Source organism: Brachybacterium sp. sponge, assembly GCF_001613775.1.
GTDB classification, from domain to species: Bacteria; Actinomycetota; Actinomycetes; order Actinomycetales; family Dermabacteraceae; genus Brachybacterium; species Brachybacterium conglomeratum.
The window spans coordinates 1,263,880-1,278,723 of the sequence record NZ_LRMP01000001.1 but is presented as its reverse complement, the minus strand read 5'-3'; the positions used below and the strand labels follow the sequence as shown (position 1 = coordinate 1,278,723).

Annotated in this window: 13 protein-coding genes and 1 tRNA gene; 13 read left to right on the top strand and 1 reads right to left on the bottom strand. The window is 73.2% G+C overall.

The window, feature by feature from the left end; all coding sequences use genetic code 11:
• Positions 1 to 39: 39 nt before the first annotated feature.
• The 11 genes from A4A78_RS05575 (at position 40) to A4A78_RS05525 (ending at position 12,017) form a co-directional block, all read left to right on the top strand.
• Entirely contained in the window at positions 40 to 1,293 is a 1,254-nt protein-coding gene (locus A4A78_RS05575) for a ferrochelatase (RefSeq protein ID WP_062947361.1), read from the top strand.
• A complete protein-coding gene (gene hemC / locus A4A78_RS05570) occupies positions 1,290 to 2,285 on the top strand; it encodes a hydroxymethylbilane synthase (protein ID WP_062947360.1) in 996 nt (331 codons plus the stop codon). The genes A4A78_RS05575 and hemC overlap by 4 nt, the downstream gene beginning before the upstream one ends.
• Entirely contained in the window at positions 2,285 to 3,079 is a 795-nt protein-coding gene (locus tag A4A78_RS05565) for a uroporphyrinogen-III synthase (protein WP_062947359.1), read from the top strand. The genes hemC and A4A78_RS05565 overlap by 1 nt, the downstream gene beginning before the upstream one ends.
• A complete protein-coding gene (gene hemB, locus A4A78_RS05560; protein WP_062947358.1) occupies positions 3,076 to 4,098 on the top strand; it encodes a porphobilinogen synthase in 1,023 nt (340 codons plus the stop codon). The genes A4A78_RS05565 and hemB overlap by 4 nt, the downstream gene beginning before the upstream one ends.
• 99 nt (positions 4,099 to 4,197) lie before the next feature.
• Positions 4,198 to 5,526: a glutamate-1-semialdehyde 2,1-aminomutase gene (gene hemL / locus A4A78_RS05555; RefSeq protein WP_062947357.1), complete on the top strand. Its 1,329-nt coding sequence runs from the start codon at positions 4,198 to 4,200 to the stop codon at positions 5,524 to 5,526.
• Positions 5,527 to 5,695: 169 nt separating this feature from the next.
• Complete coding sequence (locus A4A78_RS05550; RefSeq protein ID WP_197466631.1) at positions 5,696 to 6,583, top strand: WXG100 family type VII secretion target; 888 nt, start codon at positions 5,696 to 5,698, stop codon at positions 6,581 to 6,583.
• A gap of 58 nt (positions 6,584 to 6,641) precedes the next feature.
• Entirely contained in the window at positions 6,642 to 7,817 is a 1,176-nt protein-coding gene (locus tag A4A78_RS05545) for a WD40 repeat domain-containing protein (protein ID WP_062947355.1), read from the top strand.
• Positions 7,818 to 7,893: 76 nt separating this feature from the next.
• On the top strand, positions 7,894 to 8,439 hold the full coding sequence (locus A4A78_RS05540; RefSeq protein ID WP_062947354.1) for a DUF4919 domain-containing protein: 546 nt from the start codon (positions 7,894 to 7,896) through the stop codon (positions 8,437 to 8,439).
• 86 nt (positions 8,440 to 8,525) lie between these two features.
• Entirely contained in the window at positions 8,526 to 9,515 is a 990-nt protein-coding gene (locus tag A4A78_RS05535; RefSeq protein ID WP_062947353.1) for a WXG100 family type VII secretion target, read from the top strand.
• A 51-nt stretch (positions 9,516 to 9,566) separates the two neighbouring features.
• Complete coding sequence (locus A4A78_RS05530; protein ID WP_062947352.1) at positions 9,567 to 10,703, top strand: WD40 repeat domain-containing protein; 1,137 nt, start codon at positions 9,567 to 9,569, stop codon at positions 10,701 to 10,703.
• 168 nt (positions 10,704 to 10,871) lie between these two features.
• The gene (locus tag A4A78_RS05525) at positions 10,872 to 12,017 is read left to right on the top strand and encodes a WD40 repeat domain-containing protein (RefSeq protein ID WP_062947351.1); all 1,146 of its coding nucleotides are present in this window, start codon (positions 10,872 to 10,874) and stop codon (positions 12,015 to 12,017) included.
• A gap of 16 nt (positions 12,018 to 12,033) precedes the next feature.
• Here A4A78_RS05525 and A4A78_RS05520 read toward each other — a convergent pair whose 3' ends face one another.
• Positions 12,034 to 13,590 (bottom strand): HNH endonuclease signature motif containing protein, encoded by a 1,557-nt coding sequence (locus A4A78_RS05520; protein ID WP_062947350.1) that lies wholly within the window; start codon positions 13,588 to 13,590, stop codon positions 12,034 to 12,036.
• A gap of 429 nt (positions 13,591 to 14,019) precedes the next feature.
• Here A4A78_RS05520 and A4A78_RS05515 point away from each other — a divergent pair.
• Both A4A78_RS05515 and A4A78_RS05510 read left to right on the top strand, forming a co-directional pair.
• Positions 14,020 to 14,093, top strand: a tRNA-Met gene (locus A4A78_RS05515).
• Positions 14,094 to 14,147: 54 nt separating this feature from the next.
• Positions 14,148 to 14,810 carry a pentapeptide repeat-containing protein gene (locus tag A4A78_RS05510; RefSeq protein ID WP_062947349.1) on the top strand — a complete coding sequence of 221 codons (663 nt, stop codon included), beginning with the start codon at positions 14,148 to 14,150 and terminating at the stop codon, positions 14,808 to 14,810.
• Positions 14,811 to 14,844 lie beyond the last annotated feature (34 nt).

Here is a 14,844-nt window from a genome sequence, read left to right as displayed (position 1 = left end):
CGCCTCCCTACCCGCACGACCTTCACCGAGGACCACACCATGACCGACACCACCACGCAGATGCCCACGCCCCGCAGCGCGGCCCCCGACTCCCCCACTCATGTGCGACGCGGCGAGGCCCGCCCCTTCGACGCGATCCTGTTCTCCTCCTTCGGCGGCCCCGACGGGCAGGAGGACGTCATCCCCTTCCTGCGCAACGTCACTCGCGGGCGCGGGATCCCCGACGAGCGGCTGGAGGAGGTCGCGGGCCACTACCGCGCTCTCGGCGGACGCAGCCCGATCACCGCGCAGAACGAGGCGATGATCGCCGCGCTCGAGGAGGAGCTCGCACGCCGCGACGTGGACCTGCCGATCTACTTCGGAAACCGCAACTGGGAGCCCTACAACGCCGAGGCCGTCCGCGCTCTGCACGCCGACGGCCACCGCCACGCCCTCGGTCTCGTCACCAGCGCGTACTCCTCGTACTCCTCCTGCCGGCAGTACCGGGAGGACTTCGGCATGGTGCTCGAGGAGACGGGTCTGGCCGGCGAGGTCACCATCGACAAGGTCCGCGTCTACTTCAACCACCCCGGGTTCCTCGCGCCGGTGGTCGACGGCGTCGAGGCCGCCCTGGCGAGCCTCGCCTCCGAGGGCCACGACAGCGAGCGCATCGCGGTGCTCTTCTCCACCCACTCGGTGCCCACGGCGATGGCCGAGGCCTCCGGGCCGGAGGAGACGCGGGTCGAGGGCTCGGGCGGCTGGTACGTCGAGCAGCATCTCGCCGCCTGCCGATGGGTGATGGACCAGCTGCACGATGACGCTCCCGAGCTTCCGGACTGGCAGCTCGTCTACCAGTCCCGCTCCGGGGCGCCGCACATCCCGTGGCTCGAGCCCGACGTGAACGACGTCATCACCCGGCTCGCCGAGGAGGACTCCGCCGATGCGGTCGTCGTCGTCCCCATCGGCTTCGTCACCGATCATGTGGAGGTCGTGTGGGACCTGGACACCGAGGCGAAGGAGACCGCCGAGGAGAAGGGTCTCGCCTTCCGCCGCGTCGCGACCTCCGGGGAGGATCCCCGCTTCATCGCCGCCCTCGCGGATCTTGTCCAGGAACGGCTGGACGAGTCCTTCCCGCGACGGGTGGTCACGGATTTCGGGGGCACCCCGGACGTGTGCGGGGTGAACTGCTGCGCAGGACGCATCTGCCGTCCCACCACCAGCGCGGTGGACTCCGCGTCGGACGTCGAGCGGGCCCGGGCCGAGCATCGCGCCACGGCCGGCGACGGCCAGGCGGGCACAGGATCCCTCTCGTGACCGCGTCCCCGCTGCGGATCGGCACCCGTGCCTCCGATCTCGCGCTCACGCAGTCCGGGCACGTCGGCGCCGCGGTCGTGGAGGGCACCGGGCACGAGGTCGAGCTGGTGCACGTGAGCACCCATGGCGACCGCGACCGCACAAGCCCCCTCGCCCAGATCGGCGGCACCGGCGTGTTCGTCACCGCCGTGCGACAGGCCCTGATGGACGGCGAGGTCGACGTGGTGGTCCATTCCTGGAAGGACCTGCCCACCGCGCCGCTGGACGAGATCACGCTGGTCTGCACGCCGGAGAGGGAGGACCCGCGCGATGCCCTGTGCGCTCGTGACGGGATGACCCTCGCTCAACTCCCGGCCGGGGCGCGGGTGGGCACCGGCTCCCCGCGACGCGGCGCGCAGCTGCTGCGGGCGCGGCCCGATCTCGAGGTCGTGGGGATCCGCGGCAACGTCGAGACCCGCCTGAACCGGGCGCTCGGGACGGACGCGGACCTCCATGCCGTGGTGCTCGCCGCCTCGGGGCTGCGCCGCGTGGGCAGAGAGGCCGTGATCAGCGAGCTCCTGCCCGTCGAGGTCATGCTCCCGGCCCCCGCCCAGGGCGCGCTCGCGGTCGAGGCGACCACCGCCGCGATGGCGCAGGCGCCCTGGTTCGCCGAGCGTCTCGCGGCGGTCGACGACGCGACCACCCGCGCCGCGGTCACCGCGGAGCGGTCCCTGCTGCGGGCGCTCGAGGCGGGCTGCTCCGCCCCGGTCGCCGCGTACGCGGAGCTGGAGCCGGGCGCGGTTCCCGCCGCCGCGCAGGTCCTGCGCCTGCGCGCCCTCGCGATCCGTCCCGACGGGACGCATGTCGTCGAGGGCGAGGCCCGGGTGGACCTGGACCTCGCTGCCGATGCGCTCTCCGGGCCGGGCTCGGTCCCGGTCGAGCTCGGCCAGGAGCTCGCCGCGGACCTGCTCTCCCGCGGCGCCGGCGAGATCCTCGCGGAGGTCCGCGCCTGATGCCCTCCGCAGAGATGGCCTCCGCCCCGCCCCGCGCCGCCGGGCCCGTGCTGGTCACGCGCCCGGCGGGGCGGGGGGAGCGTCTCGCGAGCCTGCTCGAGGCGGAGGGCCTCACGGCCGAGCACGCCCCGCTGACCCGCCTCGTCCCGAGCAGCGGCGAGGAGCTCGAGGCCGCCCTCGCGCAGCTCGCCGCGGGCGCGTTCACGCATCTCGTGGTCACCTCCCGCACCGCCGCCGAGGTCCTCGCCGGGGCGGAGGCCCCCTTCGAGACGGCGATCATCGCCGTCGGTGGGGGCACCGCCCAGACCCTGCGGGCGGCGGGCCTCTCGCCCACCGCCGTGGCCGACGGCTCCGGCGCGGCGCTCGTCGCCGCTATGCCGCCCGCCGCCCCGGGCGATCGAGTGCTGCTGCCCGCCTCAGCCGCCGCCTCCCGCACCGTCCCCGAGGGGCTGCGCGCGGCCGGCTACGAGGTGATGGAGGTCGAGGCCTATCGTCCCGAGCCCGTCGACCCGCCCCCGGCGGTCGCGGAGTCCCTGGCCGCCGGGCGGTACGCGGCGATCGTGCTGACCAGCCCGATGATCGCCCGACGTGCGGCTGAGCTCGGCGTGCACCCCGCCACCGCGGTGATCGCCATCGGCGACCCGACCGCCGAGGCCGTCCGCGCCGCCGGCCTCGGCCCCCTCCACCAGGCCGCCGCCCCGACCGACGAGGCGCTCGTCGCGGCCGTCCTCGAGGCGCTCGACGCGGCGGACCCATCCCACCCCATGCACCCCCGATCGAAGGAGACCCGATGACCCAGCCGACCCTCCCCGGACCGATCGACCGCCCCCGCCGCCTGCGCAGCAGCGCCGCGATGCGCTCCCTGGTGCGGGAGCACGCCCTCCGCCCCGCCGACCTCGTGCTGCCGATGTTCGTGCGCGAGGGCGCGAGCGAGAACAAGCCAGTGACCTCGATGCCCGGCGTCGAGCAGCACACCATGGACTCCCTGGTCCGCGCCGCGACCGAGGCGACCGAGCGCGGCGTCGGCGGCGTGATGCTCTTCGGCGTGCCCGAGCACAAGGACGCCGTCGGCTCCGGCGCCACCGACCCGGACGGGATCCTCAACCGGGCGCTGGCCCGCCTGCGCGCCGAGCTCGGCGATCAGACCGTGATCATGGCCGACCTGTGCCTGGACGAGTTCACCGACCACGGCCACTGCGGCGTGCTGGACGCCGACGGCCGGGTCGACAACGACGCGACGCTCGTGCGCTACCGCGAGATGGCCCTCGCGCAGGCCGAGGCCGGCGCGCACCTGCTGGGCCCGTCGGGGATGATGGACGGCCAGATCGCCGCGATCCGCGACGCGCTCGATGCCGAGGGCCATCTCGAGACCGCGCTCTACGCCTACACCGCGAAGTACGCCTCCGCCTTCTACGGCCCGTTCCGTGAGGCCGTGGACTCGTCCCTGCAAGGCGATCGCCGCACCTACCAGCAGGATCCTGCCAACGGCCGCGAGGCGCTGCGCGAGCTGGAGCTCGACGTCGCCGAGGGTGCCGACCTCGTCATGGTCAAGCCCGGCCTGCCCTATCTCGACGTGCTGAAGGACGTCGCCGCCGCCTCCCCCGTCCCCGTCGGCGCCTACCAGGTCTCCGGCGAGTACGCGATGATCGAGGCGGCCGCGGCGAACGGCTGGATCGACCGCGACCGCACGATCCTCGAGTCGCTGCTGGCCTTCCGCCGCGCCGGCGCCTCGAGCGTCCTGACCTACTACGCGAGCGAGGTCGCGGGCTGGTTCCAGCAGGGCCTGCCCCCGCACCTGCGCGAGTTCGCCTGAGCCGCAGTCCGGCCTGCGCCCGTCGGCGCGCCCGCCGTGCCGCGGCCCGGCACCGCACCATCGCCCGTCGTCCCCCGCCCACCCGCAGAGGAGCCCCGCATGACCCCCACGACCACCCTCTCCGCCGACCTCTTCGACCGCGCCCGCCGCGTCATCCCCTCCGGCGTGAACTCGCCCGTGCGCGCCTTCGGCTCCGTCGGCGGCACGCCCCCGTTCCTCACCAGCGCGAAGGGCGCCCTGCTCACCGACGCGGACGGCAACGAGTACGTCGACCTGGTCGGCTCCTGGGGTCCGATGATCCTCGGCCACGCGCATGACGGCGTGGTCGAGGCGGTGCGGGAGGCGGCCGGTCGCGGCCTCTCCTTCGGCGCTCCGCAGGCCGGGGAGGTCACCCTGGCCGAGGAGGTCGTGCGCAGGATCGGCCCCGTCGAGCAGCTGCGCCTGGTCAACTCCGGCACCGAGGCGACGATGAGCGCGCTGCGCGTGGCCCGCGCCGCGACCGGCCGCGACGTGGTCGTGAAGTTCGCCGGCTGCTATCACGGGCACGTCGACGCGCTGTTGGCCGAGGCGGGCAGCGGGGTCGCGACCTTCGCCATGCCGGGCTCGGCCGGCGTCACCGCCGCGACCGCGAAGGACACCGTCGTGCTGCCCTACGGCGACCGCGAGGCCGTCGCGGCCCTGTTCGCCGAGCGCGGCGGCGAGATCGCCGCGATCATCACCGAGGCCGCGCCCGCGAACATGGGCGTCGTCCCGCCGCTCGCCGAGGACGGCGTCGGCTTCAACCGCTTCCTCGCCGACACCGCCCACGCGGCGGGCGCGCTGCTGATCAGCGACGAGGTTCTCACCGGCTTCCGCGCGAGCGCCGAGGGCCACTACGGGGTCGACGGGCCGCGCGGCACCGGCGAGGACTGGGCGCCGGACCTGATGACCTTCGGCAAGGTGATCGGCGGCGGCCTGCCCGTCGGCGCCTTCGGCGGACGTGAGGACCTGATGGGCCTGCTCGCCCCGGCCGGCCCCGTCTACCAGGCCGGCACCCTGTCCGGGAACCCGCTCGCGACCGCGGCGGGGCTCGCGACCTTCGCCGGGCTCGACGACGCGGCCTACGAGACGCTCGGCCGCGCCTCGACCGCGCTGCAGCAGCTGGTCGCCGACGCGCTGACCGCCGAGGGCGTCCCGCACGTGATCCAGACCGCCGGCACCCTGTTCTCGGTGTTCTTCCGCGGCGAGCCCATCACGACCTACGACGACGCGAAGGCGCAGGACACCGAGGCGTTCACCCGCTTCTTCCACGCGATGCTCGAGGGTGGGGTGTACCTGCCACCCTCCGCCTTCGAGGCCTGGTTCGTCTCCACCGCCCACACCGACGAGGTCCTGGACCGGATCGCGGCGGTGCTGCCGGCGGCGGCGAAGGCGGCCGCGCAGGGCTGAGAGCGCGAGACGTCACGCGGTGCATGGCCCGGGAGTTCTCCCCATCGCTCTCGTGCAGGGCTCGCTCTACCATCGGACCGACGACGCGTGACGCGACAGATCGCACCGTGCCGAGGGGGCACGGAACCGCACGCGGGACGAGACGGGGGACCCCATGGCCTTCATCGGCATGAGCACCGACCAGGCCTCGGCGCAGGCAGAGCGCATCGACACCGGCGCTCAGCGGCTGGAGCAGCTGGCCGAGGAGCTGGGCTCGGCCGTCGCGCGCAGCTCGGAGTTCTGGCTCGGTGCCGATGCAGAGGCATTCCGCGCCTCGTGGGGCTCGACGGCGCAGGCGCTCCGCACCGCCACAGGTGATCTGGCCGCTCGCAGCGGCGAGCTGTCGCTGCACCGTGACGAGCAGGAGAGCGCCTCCGAGAGCGACGGGGCGGCTGCCTCCTCCGGCGCGGGCGACGAGGCCAGGTCGGCGACGGGCCCCTCGGCACAGGACGGTCCCAACGCACCGGGCGAGGAGCCGTACTACGGCAAGGTCGATCCGGAGGTCGCCGAGCGCTGGGAGTCGATGAGCAAGGAGGACCGTGAGGCGGTCGCCCGGGCGATCATCGAGGAGGAGCTGGAGCAGTACGGGATCGGGGACGTGCCCATCGATTTCGACCTGACCGACGGGAACGGCCTGTGGTCGTTCGGCGAGGACGGACACGCGATCTCGATCAACGGCAGCGTGCTGGACACCCCGCGTCTGCTGCACACCCTCGCTCACGAGGCCCGTCACGCCGCACAGTGGGAGGCAGTGCAGGACACTGAGCCCGGGTTCTGGGACTGGCTGCCCGGCGTGGATTCCACCGCGGACGACTACGAGCGCCTCGAGGAGGAGCACGGCTTCACCAGGGAGGAGATCGACTCCTGGCGTGAGCACTGGGAGGCCTCCGAGGAGGAGAAGGATCCCTACTTCGACAGGTCCGTCGAGGTCGATGCCCGGAACGCCGGGGCAGAGTTCTCCGAGGAGCTGACGATGGAGGACCTCGACCGATACGAGGAGCGGGCAGGGGTCCGATGAGGAACACTCTGATGAGCAGTGCCGAGTGTCCTGACACCGACCATCACGAGGAGCGACGATGACCCCCTCCCCCAGCCGCCGGAGACTGCTCGGTGCCAGCCTGCTGCCCGCGGCGCTCTCCCTCGTCGGCTGCGGATCCTTCCGCGGCGGCGACGAGCCCTCGCAGGACCCGGTCACCGCCGACGGATCGGGGGAGACGCAGACGGTCGCGTCGCCGGATCGCTGCCTGTCGGACGAGGACGCGTCACGCCGGGAGCGCCCCGAGCCGCCCGCGCGCGCGGACGCCGGCCCGGAGAACGAGGCGATCCCGGACCGGCCTCTGTCGGAGTACGGACTGGCCCTGTTCGCGGGCGGGGAACGGCTCGCCGCCCAGCAGACCTCGGACGCGCTGATGCTCGGCGAGTCGGACACCTTCGGGACCGTCGTGTGGAGCACCGCCGACGGCACGATCCTCGAACGGCACGACAACGGCCTGGTCGGTGCGATCGCCGCGGACTCCCGCGGACGGCTCGCGATCGGCGGCGTCACGACCGTCGAGCTCCGCGAGGCGGACGGCGAGGTGCTGAAGGTGCTGACTGGTGGCGAGGAGCCCTTCGGCCCCCGGATCGGGAATCGGGTCGGCGATCTCGCCCTCACCGCCGACGGCACCCGCCTCGTGGTGCTCGGCGCCGACGGACGCGTCACGATCTGGCACCTCGAGGACGAGACCTGCGAGGTCGATCACGAGATCGCCGCGGAGCTCGGGACGGTGATCGCGCTCAGCCTCTCCCCCGCCGACGACACGCTCGCCCTCTGCGCCGAGGACGGCACGGTGGAGCTCTGGGACCCGCACGCCGGGACTCGCACCGGCACCGGGCCGGACCTCCCCGGGACGGTCGCCGGGCTGGCGCACGCCGAGGACGGCACGCTGATCCTCGCCGCCGACGGGGAGCGCGCCCTCCACGCCCTGGCCCCGTCCGGCGAGGTGGCCACCGGACCGGCTCTCTCCGCGGAGGGCCCGTACTGGGTGGCCGCGGGGGTGGGCGGTCGTGTCGCTGCCGTCGGCCGCGGCGACAACCGCGTGCTGCTCTGGGAGCGCGAGACCGACGAGACCGTCGAGCTCCCCGTCGTGCGCGGATCCGCCGGCCGGCTGGTGTTCTCCCCCGACGGCAGGACGTTGTACAGCGCCTCCCCGTCCCAGGGCGTCGTCGCCTGGTCCGGCGGCGAGTCCTGGAACAGCTTCGAGACGCCTTGACGCCCCGGACGCGTCGACCATCATGGAGCTTCTCCGCCCCCACGGCTTTCCCACCTGACCAGCGAAAGGACACACGATGTCCCTGAACGACCTCGTCGAGGCCTACGCCCTGGACCCGACGCCCGAGGGTCTTCACGACCTGCAAGCCGGGATCATGGCGGCTCCCCGCTACGACCCCCTCCTCTCCGTCTCCCGGGCGGTGGTCCCGCTGCTGCGCGACGGGAAGCACCAGGAGATCGTCGACCTGATCCGCTCGTGGATGCCCGGCGCGCTCCTGAGCCCGTCCGCGCACGGCTACCTCGCGAAGGCGCTCACCGAGCTGGGCGATGCCGAGGCCGGCCGCATCGAGGCGAAGTTCTCCCGGCTCGCGCTCGACAGCATCGCGGCCTCGGGCAGCGGCTCCGAGGAGGAGCCGTGCTCAGTGCTCCGCATCGAGGACGAGTACGACATCCTGCGCGCCTCCTCGCAGCGCCCGACCGCCCAGCGGCAGGTCTCCGACGGGCGCGGACAGTTCGACGTCCACACCCTCGAGGACGACGGCGAGGTGTGGTTCCGTCTACTCTGGCTCGCCCCGCCTGCCGCCGCGCACGAGGACGAGGCCGGAGACGCCCCGGAGGACTGAGCTCCGTCCACAGGGGAGGACTCCCCATGTCCACGATTCCCGCTTTCCCCTAGGGTCGTTCCCAGGACGGGACGAAGGGGGAGGCCATGGGGCTCATCGGCATGGACACCGCGCAGGGCGAGGCCCACGCCGAGCGTCTGCGGGCTGCCGGCGAGCGTCTCGAGGAGCGGCACGGCGTGCTCGATGCGCTCGTGCGGGCGAGCGAGGCGATCTGGCGGGGGCCGGACGCGGAGCGCTTCCGCGCGGACTGGATCAGCGGCGCGTCCCAGCTGCTGCGCGAGCAGTGCACCGCGCTCGAGGCCGCCGGGACATTGCTCGATGAGGAGGCGGAGCAGCAGGAGACCGCTTCGCAGGGCGAGCGCGGCGACGGTGCGAGCGGCGGGAGCAGGGCCGGCTCCTCAGGCACCGCATCGGGACGTGGCCGCCGCGCCGGCGGCGGCGGGGACGGGAAGGTGAGCCAGGAGGTCGCCGACGCCTGGGCCGCGATGGACCCGCCTGAGCAGAAGCGGGTCCTCCGGGAGATCGCCGCCCAGGAGCTCGAGCGTCAGGGTGTCGACGACGTGCCCGTCTTCTTCGACGATCTGTCGGAGGACGGAGCCCTCGGCTTCTGGTACGAGTTCGACATCAGGCATCCCCTGCGCGGGGAGCACATCCAGATCGACGAGAACCATGTCTCCGACCCCGACTCGCTCAACACCGTCGCGCACGAGGCTCGCCACGCGGCTCAGGACAACTGGGTCGAGGAGACCGATGGTCCGCCGGCATGGCAGTTCTGGCGGGAGGACGACAGCGCAGAGGACTACGAGCGCATCGAGGAGGAGCACGGCGTCACGCAGGAGGAGATCGAGGCCTGGCGCGAGAACGATCGCGATTACGAGGACGGGCCCACCGATCCGCAGCCTCCCGAGGACGCCCCGCAGTCGGAGAAGGACGCCTGGAACGAGGAGTACGAGGCGTACCGGGAGCAGCCGCTCGAGGACGATGCCTTCGACGAGGGCGACGAGTTCGCCGAGGACATCACTCTCGAGGAGCTCCAGCAGTACCAGCTCGATGCCGGCGTCCCGGTCATCTCGTGAGCGTCCCTGTGCTGAGACCGCTCCCCGTCTCCCCTCCGAGGCCGTGATGCCATGATCCTCTCCCGTGACAGGCTCGCGCTGCCGCGGCGCCGCTGGTTGCTCGGCGCCGCGGCCCTGCCGGCGGCGCTGCTGCTTCCCGGCTGCGGGGGCAGCCCGGAGGTGGGCAGCTGCCTCGAGCCGGACGAGCAGGTGCCGGAGCCGGAGCCGCCCCGCCGGCCGCGGGGCGCCCGAGCCCGGATCGTGCCACCGTCGGAGGAGCACTACTTCGAGATCCAGACCCCGGTCGTCTCCCCCGACGGCACGCTCATCGCGGCCTGCGAGGCCCCGGACCGGTCCCAGCTCGACCTCGCCGACACCCACGGCGTGCTGCTGTGGGACACGAGCACCGGGGAGATCGTGCGCCGGCTGAACCCTCACGCCATCGGGCCGCTGGCCTGGCACCCGAACGGATCGCGCCTCGCGGTCGGCGACGCCCTCCACGTCGCGGAGGTGGACGTCGGGGGCACTCTGCTGCGGAACCTCGTGGGCAATGCGGATCCCCGCGGGACTTCCCCGCGGATCCTCGACGTCGCCTACAGCCCGGACGGGTCGCTGCTGGCGGCCTCGGCGAGCGACGGCGCCGTCCGGCTGTACTCGACCTCCACGGACAGCTGCACAGGCACCCGGGTCCTCGCCCCGGGAGCTCGCCGGCAGAGGACCGTGGCGTTCTCGCCCGACGGCGCCCGCCTCGCCGTCGGCGGCGTCGCGCTGACGGACGCCGACGAGGGCGGGAGGCCGACCGGGCTGTGGGATCCGCACAGCGGCCGGCGGGAGGAGGTCCTCGACGGTGTCGAGGGGACGGTGCTCGGGCTCGGGTACAGCGGGGACGGCACACTGGTCCAAGTGCTCGACGACCCATCCTCGCTCGCCGTGCACGCGCCGGACGGATCGACGAGCACGGGCCCGCCGGTGGACGCGGCACGGTTCAGGGATCTGGCCGTCGGCACGGGATCCCGGGTCGCAGTGCTCAGCGCATCGGGCACCCTCCGGCTGTGGGACCGTGACAGCGACGAGCAGGAGACGCTCGAGATGTCGCTTCTGGAGAGGATCTGCTGGTCGCCGGACGAGGCGACGCTGTACACGCTGAGCGAGTCGGAGGGGATCTCGGCGTGGGACGGGACGCAGTGGCGGCAGTTCGAGCTGCCGTGAGTCCCGATGGGCCGGGGCGCCGCGCCGGCGAGGCCGGGCATGGGGAGCGCTCCCCATCGCCGTCGCCGCGCAGCGCTCCTAGCATCGAGGCACGATGACCAGCCCGGTCACGCGCTCGGACGACGGCGCACGTGGGCTGGTGCTCATGGGGACGGAGAGGGATCGACGATGACGGACTGCTCGCGCCGACGCCTGCTGCTGGGCGCGACCGCGCTCCCCGGTGCCCTGGCGCTCGCAGGATGCTCGGGCGGTCTCCCGCCGCTGCCCGGGTCGCGGAGTCCCGGCATCTGCATAGACCCCTCCGAGGAGATCCCCGAGGAGGCGTACGAGACGGTGCCGGAGGGCGTCATCGTGGATCCCGCCCCGCTCGACGAGTCCCTGCTGTTCATGTCCTCGACCCTCACGCTCTCCCCCGACGGCTCGACGCTCGCGGCCTGCGAGATGGGCTTCCCGCAGGATCCTGAGCGCTACGGGACCAGGGGCGTCGTCCTCTGGGATGCGGGGACCGGAGCGGTGATCCATCGCTTCCGCCCTCCGATGCTGGGCAGGCTCGCCTGGCACCCGGACGGGGACCGCCTGGCGATCGGCGACGGCCGCCTGGTCTCGATCGTCGATCTCGAGGGAACGCTCGAGCGCACCCTGTTCGGGCACGAGCTGCCGCGCGGCGACACCGCGGCGATCCTCGATCTCGCGTTCAGCCCGGACGGCACGCAGCTGGCGTCCTCCGGGTCGGACAGGACCGTGCGCCTGTGGGACATGGACCCAGAGTCCTGCGGCAGCGGGCACGTCCTGCGGACCGGACCGCGGCACAACCGGGATCTCAGCTACTCGCCCGACGGCTCCTCCCTGGCCGTCGGCGCCACCTCGACCTCCAGCGAAGGCGATGAGGACAATCCTCCGACGCTCTGGGACCCGACGACGGGCCGGCGGACGGAGGTCCTCGAGGATGTGCCGGGGATCGTCTTCGCGCTCGACCATGCGGCGGACGGCGCCCTGATCGTGGTCGCCGACGAGCCGCGGGCGCTGATGGCGGTCGGGACGGACGGCTCCGTGGCCGAGGGGCCCGTGACCACCTCGACCTGGTTCGCGGATCTCGCGGTGGGGCCGGGGCACCGCGTCGCGCTGCATGCCGACGAGGAGCTGCTGCTGTGGGACCGGGAGAGCGGTGAGGAGTCCCGGCACGAGATCGAGGTCGAGTCCGGGGTGGACAGCATGGTCTGGTCCGCTGCGGAGGACGTGCTGTTCTGCCTGAGCTCGAGAGAAGGGGTCCTCGCCTTCGACGGCACGCGCTGGACGGCCTTCGACCTGCCCTGACTGTCCGTCGGCCAGCTCAGGGCGAGTTGCCCGGTGGCTGCCCGGACTCGTCCGGCGCACTCGGCGGGGGCGCGCTGGACGGGGGCTCGCTCGGTGACGGTGGCGGCTGGGGCTCCTCCCCTCCCGCGCTGAGCCGTGCCGCGCGGGTCAGTCGGCGGGTGCCGAGCCCGGTCGTCCACTCCACCACGTGCCCGTCGGCCGCCGGGTCCCCGACCCGCTCCACGCTCGCCAGCTGCTGCTCCTTGTCGTTGCAGAAGGCGCAGGCTCCCTGCCCGTTGTCCAGGCAGGTCGGGCCGCCGGCGCAGTGGGGCCGGATGTGGTCGATGTGGCGGATCGGGGCGCTGCAGTGAGGGCCTCGGCAGGTCCGGTCGCGCAGGCGGATAAAGCGGGCGAGCGCGGGCGGGAAGGCCCGCGCCCGGGATTCGACGGCGACCAGCTCCTCGGTCCTCGGGTGCTCGTACAGCTTTCGCAGCACGGCGCGCAGCGCCGGACCTTCGGGGCCGAGCGGGTCCTCGTCCGTGCCTGCGATCGCGTCGAGCGGATCGCGCAGACTCTCCCGCACCGCCTCAGCGGGAACCGTGCCGTAGCCCTCGATCTGGGCGAGGTCGCCCGTGCCGGGGTCCAGGAGCACGTGGTCGGTGATGATCACGCCGATGTCCAGGGTCACCGGCGCCATGCTCTCGCTGCGGCCGATCAGGGTGTCCACGAAGGTGTCGGCCTGGATGGCCTGGTGCCCGCGGCGATCGCCGGCGGCGCGCAGGCGCTCGGCCTCGAGGGAGAGACGCTTGCGGATCAGGGCCGCGTCCAGCGCGGTGACGTGCGCCGTCACCGTGGCCATGCCGTGCTCGCCGCGGCGCACCGTCACGTGCCGGTCGCGCTTCGCGTGCTGGTGGCGGCGGGCCTCGCCGTCCGGGTCGGCGAGGGAGATCGCGGCGGCGCAGGCGTCGGACCATTCCTCGGAGCCGGCGCCGTCGAGGTAGGGCAGGCGCTCCCCGAGCAGCCGGTCCGCCTCGCGGCGCTGGGCGGGGGTGAGCGGCGCGAAGGAGCGGGCGGTGCGGTAGGCGTCCTCGGTCGTGACCTGGGAGTCCGCGAGGGCGGAGAGCATCACCGGCATGTCCGCGACGAGCCGGCGACGGGCAGCGAGCGAGCGGGAGGCGGACGCCGGGGAGCGGCGGGTGAGCATCGAGACCTCGCGGGCGGCTTCACGGGACGCCGCGCGCAGCAGCTGTGCGGGCGGGGTCTCCTCCCCCGACTCCTGCGCGGCGTGCGCACGCGCCTCGGCCTGCCTGCGCAGGGTGAGGGAGTCGGCGAGCGCGACGACGGCGCGGGTCTCGAGCGCGTCGATCGCGCTGCGCAGGGAGTGCAGGCTGCCGATCACGTCGCGGAACGCCTCGGCCGACGGATCCGCGGGGGTGAACAGCTCCTGCGGGAACCCGGTGAGGGCGCTCAGCACATGAGCGCGGTCTCCGAGCTCCTCGGCGAGCGCTCCGGGACCTCCCGCACGCACGGCGTCGATCAGCTGCTGGTGGGGATCACCAGCAGCCGCGCCGAGGTCCTGCACTGCGAGAGTCATGGCCCTATTCTTCCGGCCCCCTCTGACATTTGAAAGGCCCCTAGAAGAATGTGGACAACGTCGACCGGGGAGGGGCGGTCGCACGCACACTCACCCATCGCGTTACACATCTGCGCAGGCACGGGGCGAACATGACGCGCTTCGATGCTTCATCTGAAAACGCTCCGCCGTGTTTCCCCAGAATGACACCACGTCCACCCCAGGAATGTGGATAACCACCCTCTGTGGAGGAATGGTCGAGACCGCGACGGGTCGAATGAGTCGGTGGATGACAGCGCGCTCGACACCGCTTCTCGCGTCCCTCAGGCTGGTCCTGTCACACCCCGTCGGCGAGTTCGGAGGGCCCGCCCGCAGTCCCGCAGGTTCGCCGGTCCCTCCGGCTCGTCGGCCCGCTGGCACCCGCCGTCCCGTCGGCACCCGCCGCACCACCGCTTCGTAGCTCAGCCCGGTAGAGCAGCTCCCTCATGAGGAGTGGGTCGCAGGTTCGAATCCTGCCGGAGCGTCTCCCCCTCCCCGTACCCTCGAGGACGACCGTCTGCCGCCGATCCGAGGACCCCATGCGCCGTCGCACCATTACCCGCCCGCCCGTCCTCGAGCGCCTGGTCCTGCCCGACCTCGAGGAGGCGGACGCCGCGCAGCTGAACGCCCAGGACCGGCACGACGGCCTGCGCCTCGTCGGCTCCGATCTCACCGGGGCGGACCTCACCGGCGCGACCTTCACCGAGTGCGAGCTGGTCGACGTCACCGCGCACACCACCGTGCTCCAGCACGCCCGACTGCTCGAGACCCGGATCGAGCGCCTCAACGCCCCGGTGCTGGACGCGACCCGCTCCACCTGGCGCGACGTCGAGCTGGTCGGCTCCCGGATCGGGGCGCTGGACGTCTACGACGCCGAGATCCGCTCCACCCGCATCACCGGCACGAAGTTCGACTGGATCAACCTGCGCTCCTCGACGCTGGAGGACGTGCTCTTCGAGGACTGCACGATCGACGAGCTCGACCTCGGCGCCGTCACCGCCTCCCGCGTCGCCTTCGTGAACTGCCGTGCCGGCTCCGTCGCCCTGCCCCACGCCCGGCTCGAGGACGTGGACCTGCGCGGGCTGGAGATGGGGTCGATCGCGAACCTCGAGGGCCTGGCGGGCGCGACGCTCGACGCCGCGCAGGTCACCGCGCTCGCTCCGCTCCTCGCCGCGCATCTGGGACTCCGCATCGAGGGGTGAGCGGTGCCGGAGCGCCCCGGCCAGCAGAACGCGG